Origin of the sequence: Pacificispira sp., assembly GCF_965228185.1 — a bacterium.
Classification (GTDB): Bacteria; Pseudomonadota; Alphaproteobacteria; order UBA8366; family Aestuariispiraceae; genus Pacificispira.
This window is the reverse complement of the sequence record NZ_CBDDHE010000008.1, coordinates 778414-802716: the sequence shown is the minus strand read 5'-3', so window position 1 is coordinate 802716 and position 24303 is coordinate 778414. Positions and strand designations below refer to the sequence as shown.

28 protein-coding genes are annotated in these 24303 nt (G+C 62.5%); 16 read left to right on the top strand and 12 right to left on the bottom strand.

The features are described from left to right. Positions 1-53 precede the first annotated feature (53 nt). The 4 genes from ACO06O_RS18605 (at position 54) to ACO06O_RS18590 (ending at position 3995) form a co-directional block, all read left to right on the top strand. Positions 54-197, top strand: coding sequence for a hypothetical protein (locus ACO06O_RS18605; protein ID WP_420419057.1), 144 nt, complete (start codon positions 54-56; stop codon positions 195-197). After that, positions 175-1953, top strand: coding sequence for a hypothetical protein (locus ACO06O_RS18600; protein WP_421883238.1), 1779 nt, complete (start codon positions 175-177; stop codon positions 1951-1953). Before ACO06O_RS18605 ends, ACO06O_RS18600 begins: the two co-directional genes overlap by 23 nt. Before the next feature lie 17 nt (positions 1954-1970). Further along, on the top strand, positions 1971-2882 hold the full coding sequence (locus ACO06O_RS18595) for a site-specific tyrosine recombinase XerD (RefSeq protein ID WP_421883235.1): 912 nt from the start codon (positions 1971-1973) through the stop codon (positions 2880-2882). Between the two features lie 135 nt (positions 2883-3017). Next, entirely contained in the window at positions 3018-3995 is a 978-nt protein-coding gene (locus ACO06O_RS18590) for an HpcH/HpaI aldolase/citrate lyase family protein (protein ID WP_420419054.1), read from the top strand. Between the two features lie 6 nt (positions 3996-4001). Here ACO06O_RS18590 and ACO06O_RS18585 read toward each other — a convergent pair whose 3' ends face one another. From ACO06O_RS18585 to ACO06O_RS18570, 4 genes are read right to left on the bottom strand one after another with little or no spacing between them, the layout of a single operon-like run. Then, a complete protein-coding gene (locus ACO06O_RS18585; protein WP_421883232.1) occupies positions 4002-4433 on the bottom strand; it encodes a MarR family winged helix-turn-helix transcriptional regulator in 432 nt (143 codons plus the stop codon). Next, positions 4430-5332, bottom strand: a complete 903-nt coding sequence (locus ACO06O_RS18580; RefSeq protein WP_421883229.1) for a DMT family transporter — start codon at positions 5330-5332, stop codon at positions 4430-4432. Before ACO06O_RS18580 ends, ACO06O_RS18585 begins: the two co-directional genes overlap by 4 nt. Positions 5333-5347: 15 nt before the next feature. Further along, the gene (locus tag ACO06O_RS18575) at positions 5348-5662 is read right to left on the bottom strand and encodes a DUF3253 domain-containing protein (RefSeq protein ID WP_421883226.1); all 315 of its coding nucleotides are present in this window, start codon (positions 5660-5662) and stop codon (positions 5348-5350) included. 14 nt (positions 5663-5676) lie between these two features. Beyond that, on the bottom strand, positions 5677-5967 hold the full coding sequence (locus ACO06O_RS18570) for a hypothetical protein (protein WP_420419050.1): 291 nt from the start codon (positions 5965-5967) through the stop codon (positions 5677-5679). 43 nt (positions 5968-6010) lie between these two features. Here ACO06O_RS18570 and ACO06O_RS18565 point away from each other — a divergent pair, with 43 nt between their 5' ends. The 3 genes from ACO06O_RS18565 (at position 6011) to ACO06O_RS18555 (ending at position 8555) form a co-directional block, all read left to right on the top strand. Then, positions 6011-6745, top strand: coding sequence for an NnrU family protein (locus ACO06O_RS18565; RefSeq protein WP_421883223.1), 735 nt, complete (start codon positions 6011-6013; stop codon positions 6743-6745). 107 nt (positions 6746-6852) lie between these two features. Beyond that, positions 6853-7125, top strand: a complete 273-nt coding sequence (locus tag ACO06O_RS18560; RefSeq protein ID WP_421883221.1) for a hypothetical protein — start codon at positions 6853-6855, stop codon at positions 7123-7125. Between the two features lie 197 nt (positions 7126-7322). After that, positions 7323-8555: an ATP-binding protein gene (locus ACO06O_RS18555; RefSeq protein WP_421883218.1), complete on the top strand. Its 1233-nt coding sequence runs from the start codon at positions 7323-7325 to the stop codon at positions 8553-8555. A 204-nt stretch (positions 8556-8759) separates the two neighbouring features. On the opposite strand, the gene ACO06O_RS18550 is transcribed toward ACO06O_RS18555, so the two are convergent. Then, the gene (locus ACO06O_RS18550; RefSeq protein WP_421883215.1) at positions 8760-9152 is read right to left on the bottom strand and encodes a GFA family protein; all 393 of its coding nucleotides are present in this window, start codon (positions 9150-9152) and stop codon (positions 8760-8762) included. Positions 9153-9190: 38 nt separating this feature from the next. Then, on the bottom strand, positions 9191-9856 hold the full coding sequence (locus tag ACO06O_RS18545) for a GntR family transcriptional regulator (protein ID WP_421883212.1): 666 nt from the start codon (positions 9854-9856) through the stop codon (positions 9191-9193). Positions 9857-10002: 146 nt separating this feature from the next. Between ACO06O_RS18545 and panB the strand changes: the two genes are divergently transcribed. From panB to ACO06O_RS18505, 8 genes are all read left to right on the top strand, one after another. After that, positions 10003-10863: a 3-methyl-2-oxobutanoate hydroxymethyltransferase gene (gene panB / locus ACO06O_RS18540; RefSeq protein WP_421883209.1), complete on the top strand. Its 861-nt coding sequence runs from the start codon at positions 10003-10005 to the stop codon at positions 10861-10863. 28 nt (positions 10864-10891) lie between these two features. Next, on the top strand, positions 10892-11188 hold the full coding sequence (locus ACO06O_RS18535) for a DUF6166 domain-containing protein (RefSeq protein ID WP_420419043.1): 297 nt from the start codon (positions 10892-10894) through the stop codon (positions 11186-11188). 54 nt (positions 11189-11242) lie between these two features. Then, complete coding sequence (gene dctP, locus ACO06O_RS18530) at positions 11243-12313, top strand: TRAP transporter substrate-binding protein DctP (protein WP_421883206.1); 1071 nt, start codon at positions 11243-11245, stop codon at positions 12311-12313. A 74-nt stretch (positions 12314-12387) separates the two neighbouring features. Continuing rightward, on the top strand, positions 12388-12912 hold the full coding sequence (locus tag ACO06O_RS18525; protein ID WP_421883203.1) for a TRAP transporter small permease subunit: 525 nt from the start codon (positions 12388-12390) through the stop codon (positions 12910-12912). Beyond that, positions 12909-14222 carry a TRAP transporter large permease gene (locus tag ACO06O_RS18520; RefSeq protein ID WP_421883201.1) on the top strand — a complete coding sequence of 438 codons (1314 nt, stop codon included), beginning with the start codon at positions 12909-12911 and terminating at the stop codon, positions 14220-14222. The genes ACO06O_RS18525 and ACO06O_RS18520 overlap by 4 nt, the downstream gene beginning before the upstream one ends. Positions 14223-14232: 10 nt before the next feature. Beyond that, on the top strand, positions 14233-15120 hold the full coding sequence (locus tag ACO06O_RS18515; protein ID WP_421883199.1) for a phytanoyl-CoA dioxygenase family protein: 888 nt from the start codon (positions 14233-14235) through the stop codon (positions 15118-15120). A gap of 135 nt (positions 15121-15255) precedes the next feature. Beyond that, complete coding sequence (locus ACO06O_RS18510; protein WP_421883196.1) at positions 15256-16050, top strand: sterol desaturase family protein; 795 nt, start codon at positions 15256-15258, stop codon at positions 16048-16050. A gap of 10 nt (positions 16051-16060) precedes the next feature. Next, positions 16061-16249, top strand: coding sequence for a hypothetical protein (locus ACO06O_RS18505; protein WP_420419037.1), 189 nt, complete (start codon positions 16061-16063; stop codon positions 16247-16249). Positions 16250-16375: 126 nt separating this feature from the next. Here the strand turns inward: ACO06O_RS18505 and ACO06O_RS18500 are convergent, their stop codons facing one another. The 3 genes from ACO06O_RS18500 to ACO06O_RS18490 form a co-directional block, all read right to left on the bottom strand. Next, entirely contained in the window at positions 16376-17173 is a 798-nt protein-coding gene (locus ACO06O_RS18500) for an alpha/beta fold hydrolase (protein ID WP_421883193.1), read from the bottom strand. Between the two features lie 94 nt (positions 17174-17267). Next, positions 17268-18047 carry an SDR family oxidoreductase gene (locus ACO06O_RS18495; RefSeq protein WP_421883190.1) on the bottom strand — a complete coding sequence of 260 codons (780 nt, stop codon included), beginning with the start codon at positions 18045-18047 and terminating at the stop codon, positions 17268-17270. Next, complete coding sequence (locus ACO06O_RS18490) at positions 18044-18367, bottom strand: nuclear transport factor 2 family protein (RefSeq protein WP_421883186.1); 324 nt, start codon at positions 18365-18367, stop codon at positions 18044-18046. Before ACO06O_RS18490 ends, ACO06O_RS18495 begins: the two co-directional genes overlap by 4 nt. A 111-nt stretch (positions 18368-18478) precedes the next feature. Between ACO06O_RS18490 and ACO06O_RS18485 the strand changes: the two genes are divergently transcribed. Next, positions 18479-19396, top strand: a complete 918-nt coding sequence (locus ACO06O_RS18485; RefSeq protein ID WP_421883183.1) for a LysR family transcriptional regulator — start codon at positions 18479-18481, stop codon at positions 19394-19396. Here the strand turns inward: ACO06O_RS18485 and ACO06O_RS18480 are convergent. The 3 genes from ACO06O_RS18480 to ACO06O_RS18470 all read right to left on the bottom strand — a co-directional run bounded on the left by ACO06O_RS18480 (position 19393) and on the right by ACO06O_RS18470 (position 24248). Continuing rightward, entirely contained in the window at positions 19393-20004 is a 612-nt protein-coding gene (locus tag ACO06O_RS18480; RefSeq protein WP_421883180.1) for a hypothetical protein, read from the bottom strand. The genes ACO06O_RS18485 and ACO06O_RS18480 overlap by 4 nt on opposite strands. Before the next feature lie 381 nt (positions 20005-20385). Next, entirely contained in the window at positions 20386-23151 is a 2766-nt protein-coding gene (locus tag ACO06O_RS18475) for a bifunctional aconitate hydratase 2/2-methylisocitrate dehydratase (RefSeq protein WP_421883177.1), read from the bottom strand. A 140-nt stretch (positions 23152-23291) separates the two neighbouring features. Then, complete coding sequence (locus ACO06O_RS18470) at positions 23292-24248, bottom strand: TauD/TfdA dioxygenase family protein (protein ID WP_421883174.1); 957 nt, start codon at positions 24246-24248, stop codon at positions 23292-23294. Positions 24249-24303: the final 55 nt, after the last annotated feature.

Below are 24303 nucleotides of genomic sequence, written 5' to 3'. Positions count from 1 at the left end.
GCGCTGCATTGCCGAACACTCGCGTCCAACTGCCTGCAAATCTAGGAGGAACGGTGGGAAAAGTCGTTTTGTTTCTGATCGGCCTAATCTTCGCTGCCCTGGTCGGCGGCGCGATCTATCTGATCGCTTACGATATCCCGGCCCCGACCGCGCCGGTTGAACGAGAATTGGACGATGCCCGTTTCCCCAAATCGTGACGTGACGCCACCGGTATCCCTGCTTCTGATTGCCGCCGCCCTTTGGGTCGGTGCGGCGGGCGGAGGCGTTGCCCAGGCGCAGGTTCAATTGTTCCCGCCGTTGGAGACAGAACCCACTGCGAGCCCGACGCCCGCCCCGGCCCAGCCGAGCGCGCCCGAAGGCATGTCGGTCGAAAGCCTGGACAGTGTCGACGCGGAAGCTGTGGGCGCCGTCGTCGATCCGTCGGAGGCGCTTCCCGCGACCTTGTGGACCGGATTGTCCCGCGCGACGGTCGCGGCGCTGATCGATGGGCTGCCGGCGGCCGGCGACTATCCGGCGGCCCGAAGCCTGTCGCGGCGTCTGCTTCTGACCGCGGCTTCGCTGCCGCCCGCCGACAGCGATCCGCCGGTTTCGGTGTTGCGCGCACGCGTTGCCGCCCTGGCACGGCTGGGTTTCTCGGCGGATGCGGCAACCCTGGCGCAAACCGGCGCGGATGCGCTGCGCGATCCGCAGGGGCAGGCGGCCCTTGCCGGCGCGCAATTGGCGGCATTCGACCTGCCCGGCGCTTGCGCGACGGCGGTGCAGGCCGCCACACGCGATGCGTCGCCGTTCTGGGCAAAGCTTCTCGCCTTCTGCCAGGCGGTCGCGGGTCAGAAGGATCAGGCTTCCCTGGCGGCGCAGACCTTGCTGGATATGGGCGAAGACGATCCGCTGTATTTCATGCTGATGGACAGCATTACGCTGGATCTGGCGCCCGAAGTCGGCGGCCTGACCGCTGTCGGGCCGCTGCATTATGCGATGTTGCGGTTCGCCGATGCGCCCGTGCCCGGCGATCTGCGTGATCCCAACATCGCCCTCCTGGCGGCGCGGCGCAGCGACGATCTGGCGGCGGCCGAGGTTGCGGCCCTGCGCGGGCTGTTGCCGCCCGGCGATCTGGCCGACAAGTACCTGGCCGAGAAATTCAAGGAATCCGCCCTGGATACCCCGCTGGAAGTGCTGGACCAAATCAGTCCGGCCGGCGGACGGGCGCTTTTGTATCAGGTTCTTTTGCGCTGGGAGATCCCGGCCCTGCGCGCCGAAGCGGTCGCGACGGCCCTCGACCGGGCGGCGGCGGACGGTGTCGGGCTGGCCGTGGCGCCGGTCTTCGCCGGTCCCGCCCTGGACATTCCGCCCAGCGCCGATCTTTTGTGGTTCGCCGAAGACGCCGCGCGCCTGTTCTATCGCACCGGGCATATCGACCGCGCCCGTGCTTGGCATGCCTTGCTGCGTAACGCCGCCCTGACGGACACGGCGGCAGCGGAATCGGACGCGAGACTGTGGCATCTGGCAATGCTGACGGGCGAGACCGGAACCGCGTTGGGCCGGTCGCGGCAAGGCTGGGAAGAGGCTGTCGTCTCCGGTGCACGCGATGCCGATCGCGGCCGGACGCACCTGGCTTTCCTGCAGGCGCTGATCGCCGCGTCCACAGGCGCGGAAGCGGTCGCCGGCGAGGCCGAACTGCGTGCAGCCGCCATGGCGGCGGCGGCCGAGGACCGGCCGGGCGCGTCCGCCCTAACGCTGGATCTTCTGGATCAGGCTGCCAGCGCAGGGCGCAGCGGCGAAACCGCGGCCCTAAGCATTGCTGCCCTGGCGTCGGCCCCGGCCCCGGAACTCTCGCCGTCCACCGTGACCGCCGTGGTACGGTCCTTGCGCCGGGCCGGTCTGCAGCGTGACGCCCGCAGACTGGCTGTCGAGGCTGCGGTTCTGGCTGCGCCGGAGCCCCGGTCGCCCGACTGACCGGCGGCGAAGCGGCCATGTCGCGGCATATCGAGGCGTTTCTGGAAATGCTGGTCGTGGAGCGCGGGGCGGCCCGCAACACGATTCTGGCCTATCGCCGCGACTTGCAGGATTACGCGGGCTTCCTCAGCCGCCGGGGCACCGCCCCGGGCCAGGCCGCGTCGGAAGACGTGTCCGCCTATCTGTCCGGCCTTGCGGCGGACGGGATGAAGGCGTCGACGGCGGCGCGCAAACTGTCTGCGCTGCGGCAGTTCCACCGGTTTCTCTATGCCGAAGGCTTCGCCGACCGCGATGCGACGGCGAATGTCGATGCCCCGCGCCGCGGCCGTCCCTTGCCGAAAGTCCTGACCGAGGCGGAGGTCGATATCCTGTTGGAAGCCGCCCGGGCCGAGCCCGGTCCCGAGGGGGTGCGGCTGACCTGTCTTCTGGAAGTGCTCTATGCCACCGGGCTGCGGGTCAGCGAACTGGTCACCCTGCCGCTGTCCGCCGCGCGGCGGGAGGAACCCTTTCTGACGGTGCGCGGCAAGGGCGGCAAGGAACGCCTGGTGCCGCTCTCTGCCCCGGCGCGCGACGCGTTGCGTCTCTATCGTGACTGGCGCAAGGTCTTCCTGCCGGGCGAGGGGGCGGAAAGCCCTTTTCTGTTTCCCAGCCGGTCCCAGGAAGGTCATCTGACCCGTCAGCGTTTCGGGCAGATGTTGAAGGAACTGGCGCTGAAGGCAGGACTGGACCCGGCGAAGGTCAGCCCACATGTCCTGCGCCATGCCTTTGCCGGACATCTTGTCGCCCATGGCGCGGATTTGCGCGCCGTGCAGCAGATGCTGGGCCATGCCGATATCTCGACAACGCAGATCTATACCCATGTCCTGAACGAGCGTTTGGCGTCGCTGGTGTCGGAAAAACATCCGCTGGCGAAACGATCCCGCGACTGAACCGGTGTTATGACGGGGCGTCCCGGCAGTGCCGCCCGACCTCGTCCATGCGATATCGGGCTTGAATTTTCCGTGGTATGGAATTAATTCCGCATTACGGATTTAAACCGCCCATCAGACCGGGAGAGCAGACCCATGAGTTTCCACATCGTCGAACAGGCCACGCCGCGCCTGAACCGCAGTGAACTGGCCGTTCCGGGCAGCCGTACGGAATTGTTCGAAAAGGCCGCGCAGTCGGATGTCGACGTCATCTTCCTGGATTGCGAAGACGCCGTCGCGCCGGATGAAAAGGAGCAGGCGCGCAAGAACATCATTCAGGCGCTCAACGACATCGACTGGGGCGACAAGACCATGTCGGTCCGGATCAACGGTCTGGATACGCATTACATGTATCGCGACGTGGTCGACATCATCGAACAGGGCGGCGAACGGCTGGACCTGATCATGATCCCGAAGGTCGGCACCGCGTCGGATGTCTATGCCGTCGACATGTTGGTCACCCAGGTCGAAGCGGCGGTGAAGCGCAAGAAGCGCATCGGGTTCGAACTGATCATCGAAACCGCGCTGGGCATGGCCAATGTCGATGCCTGCGCCGCCGCCTCGCCGCGCAATGAAAGCCTGCATTTCGGCGTGGCCGACTATGCGGCGTCGACCAAGGCGCGGACGACGGTCATCGGCGGGCCGCACCCGGATTACGGTGTCCTGACCGACAAGGACGGCGACGCCCCGCGCGACTACCACTGGGGCGATATGTGGCATTACGCGATCAGCCGAATGGTCGTCGCCGCCCGCGCCAACGGGCTGCGTCCGGTCGACGGTCCGTTCGGCGACTTCTCCGATCCGGACGGCTACAAGGCGCAGGCGAACCGCGCCGGTGTGCTGGGCTGCGAAGGCAAATGGGCGATCCATCCCAGCCAGGTCGCGCTGGCAAACGAACTGTTCTCGCCCTCCGACGCTGACGTGACGAAAGCGAAACGCATTCTGGAAGCCATGGCCCAGGCTCAGAAGGAAGGTAAGGGCGCGGTGTCGCTGGACGGCCGTCTGATCGACATTGCGTCGATCAAGCAGGCGGAAAACCTGGTGGCCAAGGCCGAGGTGATCGCCAACCGCTGATCCCGGTCAACCCAGCCGGTCGAGCAGTTCGGTCAAGATCTTCTGCTCGTCCGGCGTCAGCGGGCTCAGCGTCCGGGCGGAAACCGCCTTGGCGCTGGGGATCAGCTTCTTGGCCAACTCCCGGCCTTCCTCGGTCGGAGACAGAATGGTGCGGCGCCGGTCCTTCGGGTCCGGCGCGCGCTGTACCAGGCCCCGTTCCTCCAGACGCCGCATGACACCCTGGATCGTCGCCGGATCCATCGCCGTCAGTCGGCCCAGATGGTTCTGGGACATCGCCCCGTCGTCGCACAGCCGCATCAGGGCCGCGAACTGCGTCGGCGTCAGGTTTGGATCCTCCAGGGTTTCCTGGAAGATCGCGCTCGCCCGCTGATGGGCCCGGCGCAGCAAATGACCGATCTGACGTTCGACGCGATAATCGGGGGCAGACTTGTCCGTCATGCGATCTCCACCGCCGGTTTCCGGGCCGGCCAGTTGACCATCAGAATGCCGATGGCAACGGGGATCAGACCGATGATGTCGGTCGCCCCGACCGGCTCGCTCAGCGCCAGCCAGGCGATCAACATCGCGATTCCGGGATTGAGGAAATGGAAGGCGCTGGCCGAGCCCGCCCCGGCCTTGCGGATCAGCGCAAACCACAGCAGCAGCGCGCCGAAAGTCATGACGATCGCCGAATAGGCCTGGGTCCAGACGAAGGTCCAGCCCCATTCGATGTCGGGAATGTGGCCTTCCAGAAGGATCGCCGCCGGCAACAGCACGACCGATGCGGACAGCGCCTGGACCGCGTTCATCGCCAACGGATCGGCATGACTGCCGCGTTTCTTGTAAAGCACGGTACCGCAGGCCAGACAAATCATGCCGATGGTCGCGATACCGAGACCGAAAGGATCGTCGATCTGAAGGTCACCGCCCAGACGGTGCCACAGGATAAACCAAGCCCCGGCCGTGCCGAAAATCAGGCCCAGCACCTTTAGCGGCGTCAATTTCTCGCCCAGGACAGGCCACGCCAGGGCGGTCGTCACCAGCGGCATCAGGCTGGCGATCAGCGCCACCATGCTGGACGAGGTCATCGTGAAGGCGATAAAGGCCAGGCCGAGATAGGCCGCATTGTTCAAAATGCCCAGCCAGATCCCCGTCCATCGGTCCGGGCCGCGCGCCGGAAGGCCGCGTCGCATCACCAGCAGCACCAGCCACATGACCAGAAAGGCCAGGCCGAAGCGGATGGTCAGGAACCAGAGTGGCGGCGCCACCTGAACGGCAAACTTGCCGACCGTAAACGCGGAACTCCAAAGCGTGCAGAACGCCAAACCCAACAACAAAACTTGCCACCCGATACGCATGAACCTCTACCCGATCTACCGTTTCAACCGCATACGCCAGACGCCCTTGAAATCATCCGGATCGACCGGTTCGCCCCGGCGCGTGATTTCGATCCGCCCGATGCGGGCCAGAAAAATCGCCTGCTCCTTCACCGCGCGGCGATAGCGCTTGTAAAGGTCGCGGCCGTCACTGGGTTTGCGCCGTATTTCCGCGTAGGCGCGGGCGATGTCGTCCGGCGCGGCGGATTTATCCGCCGGCAGGGCCGCGAGCTGATCCAGGATGACCGTCGCCACCGGGTCCAGCGGCGCCGGGTCCTTCGGTGGCAGGTCATTCGTATTGTCGTCACTCACCTTCATACTTCCTTCTATTCGGTCCGCAGTTTCAGGCGGTATCGCCCTTCCGCGTTGATCGGGTCGACCCGTCGGCCGTCGCGGCGGGCCGTGATCTCGCCGCGATTGACCAGAATCTGCGCGGCCTGATCAATCGCATATCGCTGGCCCTTCTCGTCGGGATCGATGCCGATCCGGGCGTAAAGCATCGCCGCATCCGTTTCTCCATTACCGTGCAGATAGTTGAGGATCTGCCGTTGGAAGGTTTCGGTCGATGGCTGCAGGGAGCCCAGAAACAGCCGACGCGCAATGTCGGAAAGGCCCATGTCGTTCCCATCTGCGGCGGGGTTGCGGGATGGATGGCGGACTATGGACGGCGCGCCCGCCCTTGTCCATATTGCGGACATGACGGATAGCCTGATGACATTGCTGCTGGCGGTCGCGGTTTTCGTCGGCAGCCATTTCGCCCTGACCGGCGACGGGATTCGAAGGGCACTTGTGGCGCGGCTGGGCGAAGGCGGATTCGGCGCCGCCTTTTCGGCGGTGGCTGTGATTTTCCTTGTCTGGGTGGTGATGTCCTACGGCGCGGCGCGAATGGACAACATTCTGCTCTGGCCGCATGTTCCGGCGCTGAACATGGTACCGGTCGTGGTCATGCCCTTCGCCCTGGTCCTGATCGTCTGCGCGGTTACGACGCGCAGCCCGACCGCCGCCGGCGGGGAGGCTCTGGCCAGCGACCCCCGGCCGCAGCAAGGAATAGTGACCGTCACGCGCCATCCGATGCTGGTCGGTGTCACGCTGGCCTGTTTCGCCCATATGGCACCGAATGGCGACGCGGCTTCAGTGATCCTGTTCGGTGGATTGGCGGTCCTGAGCCTCGGCGGGATCGCCCATATCGATCAGCGCCGCCGTCAGTCCCTCGGTGCGAAATGGGGGCCGATTGCCCTGACCACGGGCGTGGTGCCATTCCTGGCCGCGATACAGGGCCGGACACGAATCGACTGGTCCGGCATCGGAATCTGGCGGGTGGTGCTGGGGTTGGTGTTGTATGTGGTGCTGATCTACGCCCATGGATGGTTCACCGGCGTTCCGCTCGGCTGGTAATACCAATACCCCACCTGTTTTCCGTCCAAGGCTTTGGACAATATGACGAATCGATGATACCACGGCCATGGTTAATACGGGGGGAAACACCCACGGGGGAGGAAACCATGGCCCGCTCTATCGCCGAGGCGCAACAGGAGCTGGACCGGCTGAACACAATGCACCGATCGTTGCCCGATCAACGGGATGCGGCGGCGATCAAACTTGCTCAGCGGATTCAGAGCGTCCAGCAGGAAATTGAAAAATTGTCCGCCGCACCGGCTCAAGCCACGAAGCCAAAATCGTCCGGATTCAGCTTGGCGACAGTCTTCACCGTTGTCCTCGTCGTTGGGCTCGGTGCGTTCCTGGTTGGTTACTTCGGACTGGCTGCCGGCTCCTGACAGGGCCTGGACATACTTGATTTGTCACGCTTAATACGAATTTAAGACTTATTCCGTACTCATTGTCCGGGTGTTCTGGCGCTGGGCGGGAACCGGTGTTTCGGCGGAACCGGAATGCAGGGGATAACCGGGCGTCGGGAGCGGTAGACCCTTTTGTCCGGTCAAGAACCGACGCAGGATAGGTTTCGAATCCTTTGATGAGCAGCATCAGTGTCATCGTTGTCGGCAGCATCCCCGATGTCGACTGGTCGCTTCCGGCCCTGGGTCTGGACGATTCCATCGAGATTCAAGTCGAAACGGCGGCGACTCCGGATGACGCGCTGGAGGCCATTGCTGTCACAAATCACGATCTTTGCTTTATCGGCGGAACCGTCGCGACCGCCAGCGCCATTCTCGGCGATCTGGCCCAAGCCGGTCTGAAGACCCGTGTCGTGCCGGTTCTGAGCGGTCGCAATGTCGGCGACCGCCGTGCCTTGCGCGCGCTGGGCGCAATGACCGTGGTCGATGCGGACGGCCATTTTCCGTTCATCGTCCCCCATCTGATCGCCGGCGCAATCGAGCGCAAAGCGGAGGCGATGCGCTATCGCGACGAGCGAGAGGGTCTGATTCGTCAGCTTCTCGATCTTCGGGACGAGCAGGAACGGATTGATGAGCAATCCTCGCAATTGGTCGAGATGGCAGAAGATCTGCAGTTATCGAAGGATACTCTGGAGCGGCTGAACTCCGAGAAGAACCGGTTGTTCTCAATCGTCGCCCATGATCTCCGCAGTCCGTTCAATTCGATCCTGGGCTATGCGGAATTGCTGGCCGCGACGGCGGACAGGCTGTCGCCGGATCAGGTCAAACATTATGCCGAAGCGGCGCATCTGGCCGCCAGCAATGTCTTCAAACTGATGCAGACGCTGCTGGAATGGGCACGGCTGCAAATGGACCATGTCGATTTCGAGCCGTGTCAGGCGTCGCTTTCGGACCTGACCGAAGATACGATGAAGGTCTATGAGAACATCGCTCACCGCAAAGGCATCGAGCTGGAATTCGATGTCCAGCAAGCGGAAGCGTTCTGCGATCCCGGCATGATTGAGACGGTCATCCGCAACTTGGTGAACAACGCCGTGAAGTTCACCAAGACGGGGGGTACCGTCCGCTTGAAGGCCGAACAGGTAAATGGCGCGATCACGGTGTCGATCCGGGACGACGGAGTCGGCATGACGCCTGATCAGGTCGCCAAATGCTTCAGTATTTCCGGCAACGTCAAAACCACCGGCACCAGCGGCGAGACAGGGACGGGACTGGGCCTGCTGATGTGCAAGGACTTGGTCGAAAAGAATGGCGGTCGGATTCACGTTGAATCCAAAGTCGGCGAGGGGACGACCTTCACGTTCACCATTCCCGCGACGCATCAGGAAGTCTTGCGTCACTCCGTTGGGTAAAGTCCGAAGCCGGTGCCGGGATTAGCCGCCGGCCAGGTCAGCGCCGTGGCGTTCGAATCCCCCGCAACAGACAATCGCCGAACCCTCGGAACCCGGGTGGTCATTCCCAGATCGCGATAAACCTGGAATTCAGATCCAGACTTCCGGTGGGTCGCCGTCGACCAGCCGTTCGAGGCCGGTTTCTGTGCCGTAGGGCGGGGCGGGTCAGTCCTCCGACCGGTTCGTTTCGTCCCGGTCCCGGGGATACCGCTTCATATTTTCGATGGCCGGAAGCCAGGATTCCCGCCTCACGGTCCACAACTCGTAAGTCGGAACGAAGCGGTCGGGCTCGTCCAGCGCGCCCAGATGAACCTCGATCTCGTCCCCGCTGCACGAAAAGACGGACGAGCCGCATTGCGGGCAGAAATGACGACCCCGATAGTCGCGGGTTTCCCCCGTGACGGTCACGGCATCCCCGGGAAAGATCGCCGATGCGTGAAACAGGGCTCCGTGGTGCTTGCGACAATCCATGCAATGGCACAGGCCGACCCGAAAGGGATCTCCCTGGGCGACTAACCGGACCTTCCCGCATTGGCACCCGCCGTTGACTGTTTTCATGATCCATCTCCTGCCCGTTCGATGACGATCGCGGAAGGTCAGGCGATATTCAATGGCACATCCAGAGCGGCGCGGGTGAAGGATTCGATATAGTCCAGCAGATTGTCGGATGCCTGCATCGCACCTTCGGTTTCGCCCTCGCCGATCGCCTGCGCCAAGGTGGCGTGCAAGGTCGCGCAGCGCGGCAGATCCAAGACTTCCTTGTAATGCATGTACCAGAACCGACGGGACAGACCGTGGGTCAGCCCCATCGCGCGCTGGGCATATTCGTTCCGGCAGGCCCGGGAGACCATGAGGTTCATGTCGCGATCAAGGCGCATGAAACCGACATCGTCGCTTCGGTCGGCGCAATCGCGCATCTCCTCCGCGAGGTTGACGAATAGAGTCCGTTCATCGGCAGAGGCCCGCTTGGAGGCGAGTTTGGCCATCAGCCGTTCCAACTCCCGGCGGACGCGCAGCAATTCCAACTGACTGCGGACATTGATTTCGGACACCATGACGCCGCGGCGCGGCAGGATCACAATCAACCCTTCGCGGGCCAAACGCTGCAACGCTTCGCGGATTGGCGTCCGCCCGATACCCAAAGACGCCGCCAGCGCGTTCTCGGACAGGACCTGTCCCGGCTTGAGCTCCAGGGTGACAATGCGTTCTTCCAACTCGGCATAGGCCTTGTCGGTCAGCGATGGGGGCAGTCCTGCAACCATTGGCAATTTGTTCCAGTCGTCTTTCAGGGGCTTGAATGTGCAACACGTCATGCCTCTTGACAACGTGTCGACACATGACCTTCAATTGATATGTCAGTAGTCGACTAAGTACACATAATAAATATGTTAAAGGGGAGGTTGGCGTCGTGGAACGCAAGAAGCGGACGATAACTGAGATCCGCGAATCCAAGACATCCGGCGAAAAGATGGTCTACACATCGGTGCCCGACTACACATCGGCGCAATGGGCGGAAGCCGCCGGGGTCGATGTCTGCGTGGTCGGGGACAGCCTGGCCATGATCGCCCATGGTCACAAAAGCACCATTCCGGCCACGATGGACATGATGGTGATGCATGCCCAGGCCGTGCGCCGGGGCGCGCCGAACACATTCGTCCTGGGCTGCATGCCCTATCAGAGCTATCACACGGTCGAATCCGCCCTGAAGAACGCCACACGCTTCATGCAGGACGCGGACAGCGACGCCGTGAAGCCGCAAGGCGGCAAGTCGCAGGCGCATATCCTGAAGGCGCTGGTCGATGCGGGCATTCCAACCGCGTCGCATATCGGTCTGACGCCGCATACGATCGCGGTTTTCGGCGGTTTCAAGATCCAGGGCAAGACGGCTGAGGCCGCGCTGAAGATCCTGGAAGACGCCTTCGCGATCCAGGATGCCGGCTGTTTCATGCTGGAATTCGAGGCGGTGCCGGCCAAGATCGCCGCGGTCATCTCTGAACAGCTTGAGATTCCGACCATCGGGATCGGAGCAGGCGCCGGCACGGACGGGCAGATACTTCTGTCCTATGACCTGCTGGGGGTCTTCACGGATTTCAAACCGAAATTCACCAAACGGTACGCGAATCTGACCGAAGTCGCCGTAGCGGGCCTGTCCGCCTATGTCCGCGACGTCAAATCCGGCAGTTTCCCGGACGATGACCACAGCTATGGCGTGGCCGAGGAGGAATACGAGAAGTTCCTCACCCTGGTCGAACGCCGCCGTCAGATGTGACCGGCGGACCGGACAAGGAAGCCCGCAGATGAAGACCTATACCGGAACCCGCGCCTTCGACGGCTTGGATGTGCGCGTCGATGGCGAAAAACTGAACCCGCGCACCGATCTGAAGCTCCTGTCGAAGAACGGCTTCGAATGGAGTTTCGAGGGCGCGTCCCCGCATCAACTCGCACTCGCCATTCTGGCGGATGCGACCGACGACGCGACCGCGTTGCGATTGTCGCGGGATTTTATGGAACAGATCGTCGCGAATTTCGACAACGACTGGGAAATGACCGAGGCAGATGTGAAAGCCGCGGTGCAAGCGCTGGAACGGGCGTGAAGATCCGTCCTGCAAGGGAAAACCGACAACCATAAATCGATCGGGAGGAAGTCTATGAGAATCTCAAGTTTGAAGGCGGCCGCGGCAGCGGCATTGATGACGGTGTCGCTCGCGTCGCCGGGCTTGGCGCAGGCCGAGGAGAAGAAAACCCATTCGTTCCAAATGGCCACCGGCTGGGCCGGCGGGCCGCTGATGGATATCGGCGCCCAGGCCTTCGCGGACAAGGTGAAGGAACTGAGCGACGGCCGGATCGCCATCGAAGTCTTCCCGGCCGGAACATTGGGCCCGGGCCTGAAGGTTTCGGAAACCGTCAAGAACGGCGTCGCGCAATTCGGCCATACCTGGGCCGGCTATGATTGGGGCGCGGACCCGACGGCGGTCCTGTTCGGCGGTTATGCCGGGTCCTTCGATACGGAACGCATGCTGCACTGGCTCTATCGTGCCGGCGGTGCGGAACTGCAGGCCGAATGGCGCATGGACAAGTTCGACCTGGTATCCATGCCGTTGTTCATTCGCACGGCGGAAGTCTTTCTGCATTCCCGCAAGTCGGTCAAAACGCTGGAAGACCTGCAGGGTCTGAAGCTGCGCACCGCCGGGGCCTGGCTGGACATCTCGCGCGGCATGGGCGCCGCACCGGTCACCATGCCCGGCGGCGACGTCTATACCGCACTGGAACGCGGGGCCATCGACGCGACGGAATGGGGCACGCTTTGGGAAAACATCGCGCCCGGTTTCCACCGCGTGACCAAATACGTGATCATCCCCGGCATCCACCAGCCGACCGCCCCGTTCGAACTGGTGATCAACAAGGACGCCTGGGCCGAACTGTCTGAAGGCGATCAGCAGATCGTCCGGGAGGCCGCTTTCCTGACCACCATGAATTCCTGGCTGACGATCGGTCAGGAAGATGCCAAGGCGCTGGAATTCTTCCGGGAGCAGGGTAACGAAGTCGTCGAACTGGATCCGGAAGTCCAGTACGCCGCGCATGAGGCCGGTATCGCCTGGGCCGACGGCATCGCCGCCGACAATGAATGGTTCAAGCGCGTTCTGGACGACCAGAAGGCCTTCGCCAAGCTGTGGTCGGGCGCCAACCGGTACCGCACCGTACAAGTCCGGGGCGAATAAGCCTAACGGACGGTTTCCTCGAACTATCCCCGGCCGCCATTTGGCGTGCCGGGGAGTATTTCCGGACGGTATTCATGCGCAGCGTCATCGCCTCCATTGAATGGTTGAGCGAGGGGGTCGGCGGCTTGGCCGCGTTGATCGTCATCCCGCTCGTTCTCGCCACCTGTTACGAAGTTTTCGCCCGCTATGTGCTCGGCTCCCCCACGATCTGGGCCTTCGAGCTCGGCTACATCCTGATGGGGCTGCATTTCCTGCTGGGCGGTGCCATTACCCTGAAGCGCCAGGAACATGTGCGTATCGATTTGATCTACGCGCGGTTGAGCCGCCCCCGTCAGGCGCTGATCGATCTGGTCCTCTATGCCCTGATCGTTCTGCCGGCGCTGGTCCTGATTTTCCTGCGTCTCGCCGATTACGCGACCGAGGCCTTTCTGTCCGGCGAGACCACCGGCCAGTCCGCCTGGAACCCGCAAATCTGGCCCCTGCGCGCCATCATCGCCGCCAGCTTCCTGTTGCTGACGCTCCAGGTGGTGGCGGAGATCCTGAAATGCGTCGCGATCCTGCGCGGCCGGGACACGGTAAACGGGGAGTCCGGCCAATGACCGCATTGTTGATGTTTCCATCCTTGTTCGGGATGATTTTCCTGGGCTTCCCGGTCGCGTTCTCGCTGCTGGCGGTGGCCTTTGTCTTCGGCATCCTGACCTTCGGCGATGCCGCCCTGTTCCAGTTTACTCAGAAAATCGAGGACGTCGCCTCGAACTTCGTCCTGGCGGCCGTCCCCTTGTTCGTCTTCATGGGATCGATGCTGGAGCGTTCCGGGATCGCGGAACAGCTTTTCAGCGCGGTTCATCTGTGGACCAAGCGGCTGCCGGGCGGGTTGGCCGTCGGTACCGTCATCATGTGCATCATCTTCGCCGCGTCGACCGGTGTGATCGGGGCGACCGAAACCGTCGTCGGCCTGCTGGCCATCCCCGCGATGATGAAGCACCGCTATTCGAATTCCCTGATTTCCGGGACGATCTGCGCCGGCGGGTCCTTGGGCACCATCATTCCCCCCTCGGTGGTCGTGGTCGTCCTGGGACCGATCGCGAATGTGTCGATCGGCGATCTGATGGTCGGCATGATCGTGCCCGGCCTGATCCTGTCGGGGCTTTATATCGTCTATATCATCGGCCTCTGTCTGGTCCGGCCGGAAGAAGGCCCGCGCGTGGTCGACGAGGAAGACGACATGCCTCTCGCCGAGAAACTGGCGATCACGGGGAAAGCCTTGCTGCCGCCACTGTTCATGATCTTCGCGGTGCTTGGTTCGATCATGCTGGGCTGGGCGGCCCCGACGGAAGCCGCGGCGCTGGGCGCGGCGGGTGCATTCGTGCTGACCGTCTTTTACGGGAAGTTCAACCTGAAGACCTTCTGGGAAGCGCTGGTCAAGACGATCACCGTGACCTCGATGATCATGTTCATCCTGCTGGCGGGCAGCCTGTTTACCGGCATCTTCGTCGCCAGCGGTGGCATGGGCGTGATGCGCGCGATGATCAACGCGGTCGAAATCGGACCCTGGGGATTGTTGTTCATCTTCCTGGGCCTGGTCTTCATCGCCGGGTTCTTCCTGGAATGGATTTCGATCCTGCTGATCTTCGTGCCGTTGTTCATGCCCTTCGTTCTGTCCGGCGGGTTCGAGCCGGTCTGGTTCTGCATGCTGATCCTGGTGATGATCCAGACCAGCTATCTGACCCCGCCGATGGCGCCCGCCATCTTCTATCTGCGCGGGGTGGCGCCGGACAGCATCACCCTGGTCCAGATGTACAAGGGGGTCGTTCCCTTCATCGTCATCCAGATCATCGCCCTGGGGATCGTCATGGCCTTCCCGCAGACGGCGCTCTGGCTGCCGGATCAATTGCTCGGCTTCAGATAGGAGGTTCGTCATGACGCCGGAAGAGATTTGTGCCCATGAAACCCGTCTGATTTCGCAGGCCGATAGGCAGCGGTATTTCGACGATGGCGGCATCGTCGTACCGGGCGTTGTCGGCGGGCAATGGCTGCAACGCTGCCGCAACGCGGTGGCACGCCTGAAACGGCAGAGCGAAAGCCTGACCCAGTCGGACAAGGTCTTCGATCTGGAACCGGGCCACCGTCCGGATAATCCTCGCCTGCGCCGGGTATCCAGCCCTTGCGATCAGGACGCGGTCTTCTGGGAACTTCTGACCGATGGGCCGCTGGGCGACCTGGCGATGGATCTGCTGGGGCCGGATGTGAAGTTCTATCAGGCGAAACTGAACTTCAAATCGCCGAAGGGCGGGACCGAGGTGCGCTGGCACCAGGACCACCCCTTCTTCCCCCATACCAACCACGCGGTCCTGACCATGGGTGTTTATCTGGAAGACTGCACCCTGGATCACGGACCATTGGAGATCATTCCGGGCAGCCATAAGGGCGAGATCTTCAATCATTACGATTCCGGCGGCGTCTGGCGGGGTGAGATCTCTGCCGCCGACAGCAGCCGGATCGACGATTCGAGCGCGAAAGTCTTCGATGGCGCCGCCGGGTCGGTGACGATCCACAATTACCGCACCGTGCATGGCTCGAAACCCAACCGGTCCGACGGTGCGCGGCCGTTGCTGCTCTATGTGCTCAGCGCCGCGGACGCCCTGCCCTATACGTTCCAGCCGCTGCAATCGGCTTATGAACAAGCGGTCGTGCGGGGCCGCCCGGCCAGCCATGCCCATCACGAGCCGGGCCGGTTCCGGCTGCCGCCCGATTGGAGCGGCGGCTATGGGTCGATTTTCGCCTCGCAACAGAAGGAAGCGGGTTAACGGCGCCCGCCGGAAAGCCAGAGAAATGGCGGCCGCCGCCCATGCCTCTTGATGTTTGTGACAGTCTAATGTATAACTGATATATCAGACAGACAGCCTAGGACGGGACCTGGGCCGCCTTGCAGGAGAAAGACCATGGAACTCAGTGAAAGCCCTATGACGCCGCGCCAAAAAGACTATCGTTCGGTGTATCGGTCACGGATCGACGGCTGGTACAACGGCTTCCTGCATGTCGCGATCATCTATTCGATCGGCGGATTGGCGCTCTGGTACTACGCCGCCCATATGTCGAACGTGCTGTGGTGGGAATGGCTGGTCGTTCCGGTGACCTTCATCGCCTGCAACATCTTCGAATGGGCGCTACATAAATACGTGATGCACCGGCCGATCAACCTGCCGGGCCTGCGCGCCGTCTATCAGCGCCATACGCTGCAGCATCACCAGTTCTTCACCGAGGAGGAAATGCGCTTCGCCAACGCCCATGATTGGCGCGTCACTTTCTTCCCGCCCTACGCGCTGGTGGTCTTCATCCTGATGTCGATCCCGGGCGTGGTGGTTCTGTCCTTCCTGTTCGGCAGCAATGTCGGCTGGCTGTTCATTTCGACGACGACGGGCATGTATCTGCTCTATGAGTTCATGCATTTCTGCTGTCATGTCGAAGACAACGCCTTCGTGCGCAACATGCCCTTCGTCAACACGCTGCGCCGCCACCATACCGCCCACCATAATCAGTCGATCATGATGGAGCGGAACATGAACCTGACCTTCCCGATTGCCGATTGCCTGTTCGGGACTTCGGATCTGAACCGCGGATTGCTGGGCCATATTTTCAACGGCTACAGCACGAAATACGTGAAGACCGATATGCGGAAGGTCGCCCGCACGCCGCGCGTGAAGGCCGGCGCCCCGGCCGAAGCCCCGGCGAATTGAGGAGGCGAGGATGCCCCTGCCCTACAAAATCGCCCTGTCCCTGATCGTCGCCCTGGTCGCCGCCCTGGTCGGCTGGTTGGAAACGCAAGGTCCGCAGCCCGATCTCGCCAATATCGTCTACGCCATCGCCGGCATCATGCTCTTCGGCCTCTGGGTCTTCCCGGAGGCAGGCGGCGGAAAGCCGGCGCGGAAGAAATAGGCGGTTACGGCCCGCCATAACGAAGTCGGGAGGCGCCAATCGGCGCCTCCCTTTGCTTTCGGCCAGTAAGACAGGGATCGTCGCCCTTCGGCCCAAAAGGCGCACCTCTTGACCGATGCTGCCCGGTCAGCGCGTCGCGGCCTGTGACATGGCGCGCGCCGCGGTATCGATGGTATTGGCCACGGCATCTGGTTGGGTCAGAAACGGGACATGGCTTGCCTCGACTTCGACGATTTCCGCGCCGATGCGTTCCGCCTGCTGCGTCAGCAAACGCGGGTCGATCGCCCGGTCCCGGGTCGCGACTATTGCCCAGCTCGGCTTCGTGCGCCACGCCGCCTGCGTCAGCGGGGTGCCGAAGATCGCCATGTTGATCGGCACTTGGGAGTCGCGAAGAAAGGCGGCATCGTCATCGGTCGTGTCGCCGGCAAAGCCCGCCTTGAACAGCGCCATATTGACGAATCCGAAACCGTCCGGACCAGGCTCGATAACAAATTCGGGCGGTGCCGGAATTTCCGCAAACTGATCGCCCGTGGTCTCGCCGATATCCGGGGCCAGCGCCGAGACATAGACGAGGCCCGCCACATTCGGGTCGGTGCCGGCCTCGGTGATGACGGACCCGCCATAGGAATGGCCGACCAGAATGCTCGGGCCGTCCTGCCGCGCCAGAATGCGGCGGGTCGCGTTCACATCGTCCTCAAAGCGGGTCAGCGGATTCTGCACGATCGAGACGCGATAGCCGCGTGCGGTCAGGATGTCATAGACACCGCGCCAGCCGGACCCGTCCGCGAAAGCGCCGTGAACGAGAACGACGTTTCTGACGGCTTGATCGTCCGGGATCGGGCCAACGGGCTCGGCCAGGGCCTGGCCGGATAATGCGGCGGCCGTTGCAGCGGCCAACATGGTGGTGCGAAGGGTTCGGGTCATGGTCTGCTTCTTCTGTTTCGGTTGGGGGTCGGTTTGAAACGCCGGATTTCTCGCGATCCGCCCCGGTCAGGGGGATTGGTGCGGAAGTCCGGACTCAAACGGTTGGTATCGTGCCGCCGTCGATGACGAATTCCGTCCCGGTGATTGTCGCGGCACGATCGGAGGCGACGAACGCGACTAGGTTCGCCACTTCTTCGGGGGTCGACGGGCGTCCGATCGGGATGCCGCCCAGCGACCGCATGATGATGGCGCGGCCGGATTCCAGGTCGACACCGGCATCTTGCGCGATCCGTTCGGTCAAGTGCCGCGCCGCTTCGGTATCGATCCAGCCGGGCGATATCCGCGCAACGCGAACGCCCTTCGGCGACACTTCCTTCGACAGACTCTTGCTGTAGGTCGAGAGAGCCGCCTTTGCCGCCGCATAGGCGGTGGTCGATTCCGGCAAGGGCAGGGAACTCTGGATCGACGTCACATGAATGACGACGCCGGAACCGCGTTCCACCATGGCCGGGACAAGCGCGCGGTCCAGCCGTACGGCCGGCATGAGATTCAGGTCGATTTCCCGCAGCCATTCCGCGTCGCCAAGCGCCTTGAAGCCGCCGGCCGGCGCTGAAGACCCGCCGAGCATATGTATGAGGATATCGATCTCTCCCAGACGGTCCCGGGCGGCTGAAACGAGGCGGTCACAGCCTTCGGGCGTCGTCAGGTCGGCCGCGACAAACAGATCATCCGCCATTGCGGTGGGTTGGGACCGCGCCGCGGTCAGGACCCGCGCGCCGAACTCGCGGAAGAGGGCCACGCATGCCGCCCCCGTCCCACGGGTGCCGGAGGTGATCAGAACCCGCTTGCCGTCGAAATCGAGAAAACCGCTCATGCGCCGATCTCCAACTCGGCGATCCGTCCGTCGGAAAGACGAAAGGCGAAGGACAGGAGTGTCGGACTGCCCGGAAAACGGCCGGTAACCGTGGCCCGAACAATGATGCGGTCTTGGTCCCGCCGGACACTGTGCGGGACGGATGTGTTTTGATACCGCGCCTTGGCCGCGCGCCACCAGGATGTGATGGCAGCGTCGCCGACATGCGTCCCGCCCTCGTCCAGGACAACGGCGTCCCGGGAGAATGCGCAGAGCGGAACGGCACCGTCTATGACGGCATCCGCAGCGAAATAGGATTGCACGGGTTCCGGTAGAGTCACGACGGTTTCCTTCTTTGCGATCACGGTTCCAGCAATCTGGGCATGGACCTGTGTTCCGATAAGAAGGATAATTCGGTATGAGTAATTACGAATAACGGGATAATGAGGACCATGTATCGCCCTTCGCTGAACGACCTCGATGCCATCCTGACGATCGCCCGGGACGGCACGTTTCGGGGCGCCGCCCAAACGTTGGGCATGTCCGCGACGGCATTGAGCAATGCCGTGGCGAAGTTGGAGAGCAGTCTGGGGGTGCGGTTGTTCAACCGGACCACCCGCAGCGTGTCTCTGACCGATGCCGGACGGGCCTTTGTCGCGCGGGTCGGCCCGGCCCTGCTGGATATTCACGGTGCGATGGACACGGCCCGGTCCCAGCAAGCGACGCCGACGGGAACTTTGCGAATCAATGCCTTTGCGTCTGGGGCTCGGGAAATTCTGAGGCCGCTGATTCTGGACTATCTGCACCGCAATCCCGCAGTGCATGTGGATCTTGTGACGGAGGGACGTCTGGTCGATATCGTCGCGGAGGGCTTCGATCTGGGCGTGCGGCGCCTGGACCTTGTCCCTGCGGATATGATCGCGGTGCCGCTGGGCCGAATGCAACGCTACGCCGTGGTCGCGTCCCCCACCTATCTTGAACACCACGGCCGGCCGGCCACACCGACGGATCTTCTCAATCATCGGTGCATCCGTATTCGTCTGCCGAACGGCGCCCTGTTCCGATGGTATTTCGAGAAACAGGGGGAGACGGTTCAGGTCGACGTTTCCGGGCCGATCACCTTGGACGAGACCAGCCTGGCCCGCATGGCGGTCCTGGAAGGGGTCGGTATCGGTCTTTTCCTGGAACACAACGTCCTGGACGACATCGCCGCCGGAACCCTTGTACGCATCCTGGACGATTGGACCCCGCCGCTGGCCGATCTCTGCCTCTACTATCCCGGCCGCCGCAACCCGCCTGCCGCCCTGAAGGCGTTCATCGATCTGGCCCGCAGATTCGCCAGAGGAGGAGGGCGGACCGATAAGGCCTAATCGAAGGCGTTCGATAGAATGGCGGGGAGGTTCACAAGGACATTGAAGAACGGCAGGGCGACCAGAACCACCAACAATCCGCTACGGCCATACGTTATGTGGCGAAACCATCGGATCAGGTGGCGAAAGTCCTGCGTCACGGGTCCGTCGGCCGTCACCGCCAGCCGCTTTCGGGTTGCGACCGGGCGGGTTTCCGGGACGAACAGCATCATGCCCATGACACATTGCGGGATCGCCGCGGCCAGCAGCAGGATCGCCGGAACCAGGTTGGGCGTTGCATGAAATGGGAAAGTCCAAAATATGCCCATGATCCAGAAGACGATGCCCAGAACCATCTTTGCCGGTCGGTTGAACCCGGGAGGCATGATCCGTTGCGTTTCGGATGGGCGCAGCAGCAGGGGTGTCGGCCGTTCCGAGTGCAGCAGTTCCGCGCCGGCGGAATGTAGCCGATTGGCCTCTCGCAACTTCATGCGCCTCAACCGCGTCGCGCCGATCAGATGGCCGATCAGGAACACCGAACTGACGCAGGGCGCCATAAAGGCCAGTACGGTAATGCCGGAAGAGTATTCGGCCTCGGGCTCGGTCAGGTCGGGTTGGGAATAGAACACAATTGCGACCGAAACGGCGTAGAGTAGCGTGAGGACGGCCGCACACCGGAGGGACCATCTGAAAACGCCCTCCTGCAAGGCTTGGAAGGCTTCGGCCGATCGTGATGCCTCGGGAACGGTCAGAATGACCGCGGGGCCCTTGGCGGTCGGCCAGAAAAGAACTTGCCCGCGCTGGTGCTTGAAGAACCCGTCCACCGGGAGATGCCCGGTTGCGAGTTTGAATATCTTGTACTCCGCCATATCCCCCGGGCTCAAGCTGCGCAAAGACGCGCGCGCGTGACATCGTATCCGGAATCGACGAAGGGGCAAAAGGCGACCAGCGCTGCCCGCAATAGGCAGCGCTGGATTACGCGCATTCCAAGGAAATCAGATCCTTGAGGATCAAGCACGCGGCGGGGCGAACTTGGTCAGGTTGATCCCGGCGACCGCCGATTTGTATTCGTCGATGCTCGGCGTCCGGCCAAGAATGGTCGACAGCACGACGACGGGGGTCGAGGCCAGCAGCGACTCGCCCTTCTTCTCGTCGGAATCGGCCACGACGCGGCCCTGGAACAGGCGGGTCGACGTTGCCATGACCGTATCGCCCTTGGCGGCCTTCTCCTGGTTCCCCATGCACAGATTGCAGCCGGGACGTTCCAGATAGAGGATGTTCTCATATTCCGTCCGCGCCTTCGTCTTGGGCGCGGTATCGTCGAATTCGAACCCGGCATACTTCTTCAGGATGTCCCAGTCGCCTTCGGCCTTCAGCTCGTCGACGATGTTGTAGGTCGGCGGGGCGACGACCAGCGGCGCCTTGAACTCGACCTTGCCCTGGGCCTTTTCGATGTTGAGGAACATCTGCGCGATGATGCTCATGTCGCCCTTGTGCACCATACAGGACCCGACGAATCCCAGGTCCACCTTCTTTTCGGCGCCGTAATACGAGATCGGGCGGATGGTGTCGTGGGTGTAGCGCTTCGCGATATCGATGTTGTTCACATCCGGGTCCGCGATCATCGGCTCGTTGATCTGGTCGAGATCGACCACGATTTCGGCGAAGTAATGCGCATTGTCGTCCGGCTTCAGCGCGGGTTGCTCGCCGGATTTGATCTGCGCGATGCGCTTGTCCGCCTTGTCGATCAGGCCGCGCAGCATCCCGGCCTCGTTCTCCATGCCCTTGTCGATCATGACCTGAATGCGCGACTTCGCGATTTCCAGGGATTCGATCAGGGTTTCGTCATTGGAGATACAGATGGACGCCTTGGCTTTCATCTCCGCCGTCCAGTCCGTGAAGGTAAAGGCCTGGTCGGCGAGAAGCGTGCCGATATGCACCTCGATGACACGGCCTTGGAAGACGTTTTCGCCGCCCGATTGGGCCAGCATCTGGGCCTGGGTCGCGTGCACCACGTCCCGGAAGTCCATATGCTCGGCCATCTTGCCCTTGAAAGTGACTTTGACCGAATCCGGCACGGTCATACTGGCCTGGCCGGTCGCCAGCGCCAGGGCCACGGTCCCCGAATCCGCCCCGAACGCGACGCCCTTGGACATCCGCGTATGCGAATCCCCGCCGATGATGATCGCCCGGTCGTCGATCGTGATGTCGTTCAGGACCTTGTGGATGACGTCGGTCATCGCGGGATAGACGCCCTTCGGGTCGCGCCCGGTGACCAGCCCGAACTTGTTCATGAAGGCCATCAGCTTCGGCGTATTCGCCTGCGCCTTCTTGTCCCAGACCGAGGCGGTGTGACAGCCGGACTGATACGCGCCGTCCAGAACCGGCGAGATCACGGTCGCGGCCATGGCTTCCAGTTCCTGGACCGTCATCGGGCCCGTCGTGTCCTGCGACCCGACGATGTTGACCGTCACCCGGGCGTCCGATCCGGCATACAGAACCTTGCCTTCCGGCACGCCGACGGCATTCCGGTTGAAAATCTTCTCGACGGCGGTCAGGCCGCGGCCCTCATGGGACACCACCTTGGACGGCGCAAAGACCGGTTTCGGTTCGACGCCCAGCGTTTCGGCGGCAAAGATCTGAACCTTCTTGCCGAAATCGACGGCGTAGGACCCGCCAGCCTTCATGAACTCGACCAACTGCGGCGAGAAGGCGGCGGCGACATCGGCCAGTTCCTCGGAACCGTCCTCGTTATAGAGCTTCTTCGCCTTGGTATTGATGGTCAGGGTCGTGCCCGTCGCGACGGAATACTTCTCCACCAGCACCGGGTTGCCGTCATTGTTGACGATAACCTTGCCGTTCTCGTCGACCTTCTTGACCCAGTTCTTCAGGTTGATCCCGATGCCGCCGGTCACGCCGACGGTGGTCAGGAAGATCGGCGAAATACCGTTGGTGCCCGCCACGATCGGTGCAATGTTGACGAAGGGCACATAGGGGCTGGCCTGGCGGCCGGTCCACAGAGCGCAGTTGTTGACGCCGGACATGCGGGACGAGCCGACCCCCATGGTCCCCTTTTCGGCGATCAGCATGATGCGCTTGCCGGGATGCTGGATCTTCAGCGCCTCGATTTCCTTTTGCGCGGCCTCGGAGATGAAGCACTTGCCGTGCAGTTCGCGGTCGGCGCGGGAATGCGCTTCGGCCCCAGGCGACATCAGGTCGGTGGAAATGTCGCCTTCCGCGGCGACATAGGTGACGACTTTGATCTCCTCCTCGATATCGGGAAGCTTGGTGAAGAATTCGGCGTCGGCGTAGCTTTTCAGAATGTCTTCGGCGTGTGCGTTTCCGGCCTTGTACGCCGCCGCCAGACGATCCTGGTCCGCGTCGTAGAGGAAAACCTGGGTCTTCAGGACCTCGGCCGCCGGCTTGGCGACATTGTCATCGTCGCCCAGGGCCAGGTCCAGCAGCACCTCGATCGACGGCCCGCCCTTCATATGGGACAGAAGTTCGAAGGCGAATTCCGGGGTGATCTCGTCGACCGAAGCCTGGCCCAGAATGATCTCTTTCAGGAAGGCCGCCTTGACGCCCGCCGCGCTCGTGGTCCCCGGAAGCGTGTTGTAAATGAAGAAATTCAGTGAATCCGCGCGGTGCTCATGCCCCACATCCTTGATCTGCGCGATCAGCGCCTCGACAAGCGCCCCGTCTTCGATCGGCTTCGGGTGCAGGCCCTGTTTCTTACGATCTTCGATTTCTGTCAGATAATCGGAATAAAGTGTCATGATGAATCTCGCCGGATGGGTTCTGAAATCGGTGCCAATCACCGCTGAGTAGCTATTTACCCAACCCCGGTAAGACACGCAATGGCACCCCATGCCGCAGGGAATAGGGTTTTGTGGCGGGACCGCCGGGTGTCGGTCGTCTATCCGGCCCGCAAGGCGAGTTCTTCTTCGGCCGAGAGGATCGGGGCGCCGCTGATTGCGCGCGATTGCCGGCCGTCCACGCCGACCAGCTTCTCGCCGACCAGCGTCACGCGATACAATTGGCGGTCAAAATCAGTGTCGAAAATGTCCGATGGGGCGAGATGGGCGGTCGCGCGATTGTCCCAGATGGCCACGTCGCCCGGTTGCCATTTGTATCGGACCGAATATTCCGGGCGCACGGAGTGTTCCCAGAGAAACTGAAGCAGGGCCTGGCTTTCTCGGGGACCGAGTCCGTCTATCCGATAGAGAAAATCGGGGCTGACAAAGAGGACCCGTTCCCCGGTGACCGGATGCACCGTGACCAGCGGGTGGCTGCTTTCCATGAACCGGCTCTCGATCTTGGAAAGATATTGGGATGCGTTGGCTTTCTCGGACGGAAGCTCGAAGCGATGCAGCCCGTCGAGGGTCTCCAGGAATTTTCGAAGCGGTTCGGATAGGCCGAGATAGGCGGCGGCGAGATTGGTCCAGAACGTATCGCCGCCATAGGGCGGAATCTCGACACCGCGGAGAATGGATACCGAAGGCGGATTGACCGCGGCCGTGATGTCCGTGTGCCAATCGGTCCACGCCCTCAGGATCTTGTTCGGGCGGATGCTGTTCGCGGTGCGATGCTTCCCGACCGAATAGATTTCCGGGAAGGTTTCGTCGTGACCGAAAACCGTATGGCCGATGGTGGGCCGCCCCAATTGCCGTGCGAGCGCCGTATGGGCGGCATGATCCAGGAATTGACCCCGGATGAAGATGACTTTCCACCCGACCAGCGCCTGTTGCAGCTCGTCCAAGGCGCCGGGCGACAAGGGGGCGGACAGATCAAGCCCCTCCAGTTCCGCGCCGATATGCAGCGTCAGCGGGCGCGTTTCGAAATGGCTAAAATCCAGTCTCGGTGTGCGGATCATCGTCGGTCGTCCTCCGGAATGATGCGAAGCCGGTTGCCTCGATGAGAATGCTGCC

Coding starts and splice junctions, on each gene's coding strand:
- ACO06O_RS18545 (WP_421883212.1), bottom strand. CDS start 9,856: ATGGTTGCAGGACTGCCCCCATCGCTGACCGACAAGGCCTATGCCGAG.
- ACO06O_RS18590 (WP_420419054.1), top strand. CDS start 3,018: ATGAGTTTCCACATCGTCGAACAGGCCACGCCGCGCCTGAACCGCAGT.
- ACO06O_RS18535 (WP_420419043.1), top strand. CDS start 10,892: ATGAAGACCTATACCGGAACCCGCGCCTTCGACGGCTTGGATGTGCGC.
- ACO06O_RS18510 (WP_421883196.1), top strand. CDS start 15,256: ATGGAACTCAGTGAAAGCCCTATGACGCCGCGCCAAAAAGACTATCGT.
- ACO06O_RS18600 (WP_421883238.1), top strand. CDS start 175: ATGCCCGTTTCCCCAAATCGTGACGTGACGCCACCGGTATCCCTGCTT.
- dctP (WP_421883206.1), top strand. CDS start 11,243: ATGAGAATCTCAAGTTTGAAGGCGGCCGCGGCAGCGGCATTGATGACG.
- ACO06O_RS18470 (WP_421883174.1), bottom strand. CDS start 24,248: ATGATCCGCACACCGAGACTGGATTTTAGCCATTTCGAAACGCGCCCG.
- ACO06O_RS18560 (WP_421883221.1), top strand. CDS start 6,853: ATGGCCCGCTCTATCGCCGAGGCGCAACAGGAGCTGGACCGGCTGAAC.
- ACO06O_RS18555 (WP_421883218.1), top strand. CDS start 7,323: ATGAGCAGCATCAGTGTCATCGTTGTCGGCAGCATCCCCGATGTCGAC.
- ACO06O_RS18585 (WP_421883232.1), bottom strand. CDS start 4,433: ATGACGGACAAGTCTGCCCCCGATTATCGCGTCGAACGTCAGATCGGT.
- ACO06O_RS18550 (WP_421883215.1), bottom strand. CDS start 9,152: ATGAAAACAGTCAACGGCGGGTGCCAATGCGGGAAGGTCCGGTTAGTC.
- ACO06O_RS18500 (WP_421883193.1), bottom strand. CDS start 17,173: ATGACCCGAACCCTTCGCACCACCATGTTGGCCGCTGCAACGGCCGCC.
- ACO06O_RS18515 (WP_421883199.1), top strand. CDS start 14,233: ATGACGCCGGAAGAGATTTGTGCCCATGAAACCCGTCTGATTTCGCAG.
- ACO06O_RS18485 (WP_421883183.1), top strand. CDS start 18,479: ATGTATCGCCCTTCGCTGAACGACCTCGATGCCATCCTGACGATCGCC.
- ACO06O_RS18570 (WP_420419050.1), bottom strand. CDS start 5,967: ATGGGCCTTTCCGACATTGCGCGTCGGCTGTTTCTGGGCTCCCTGCAG.
- ACO06O_RS18595 (WP_421883235.1), top strand. CDS start 1,971: ATGTCGCGGCATATCGAGGCGTTTCTGGAAATGCTGGTCGTGGAGCGC.
- ACO06O_RS18525 (WP_421883203.1), top strand. CDS start 12,388: ATGCGCAGCGTCATCGCCTCCATTGAATGGTTGAGCGAGGGGGTCGGC.
- ACO06O_RS18565 (WP_421883223.1), top strand. CDS start 6,011: ATGGACGGCGCGCCCGCCCTTGTCCATATTGCGGACATGACGGATAGC.
- ACO06O_RS18505 (WP_420419037.1), top strand. CDS start 16,061: ATGCCCCTGCCCTACAAAATCGCCCTGTCCCTGATCGTCGCCCTGGTC.
- ACO06O_RS18495 (WP_421883190.1), bottom strand. CDS start 18,047: ATGAGCGGTTTTCTCGATTTCGACGGCAAGCGGGTTCTGATCACCTCC.
- ACO06O_RS18580 (WP_421883229.1), bottom strand. CDS start 5,332: ATGCGTATCGGGTGGCAAGTTTTGTTGTTGGGTTTGGCGTTCTGCACG.
- ACO06O_RS18520 (WP_421883201.1), top strand. CDS start 12,909: ATGACCGCATTGTTGATGTTTCCATCCTTGTTCGGGATGATTTTCCTG.
- ACO06O_RS18475 (WP_421883177.1), bottom strand. CDS start 23,151: ATGACACTTTATTCCGATTATCTGACAGAAATCGAAGATCGTAAGAAA.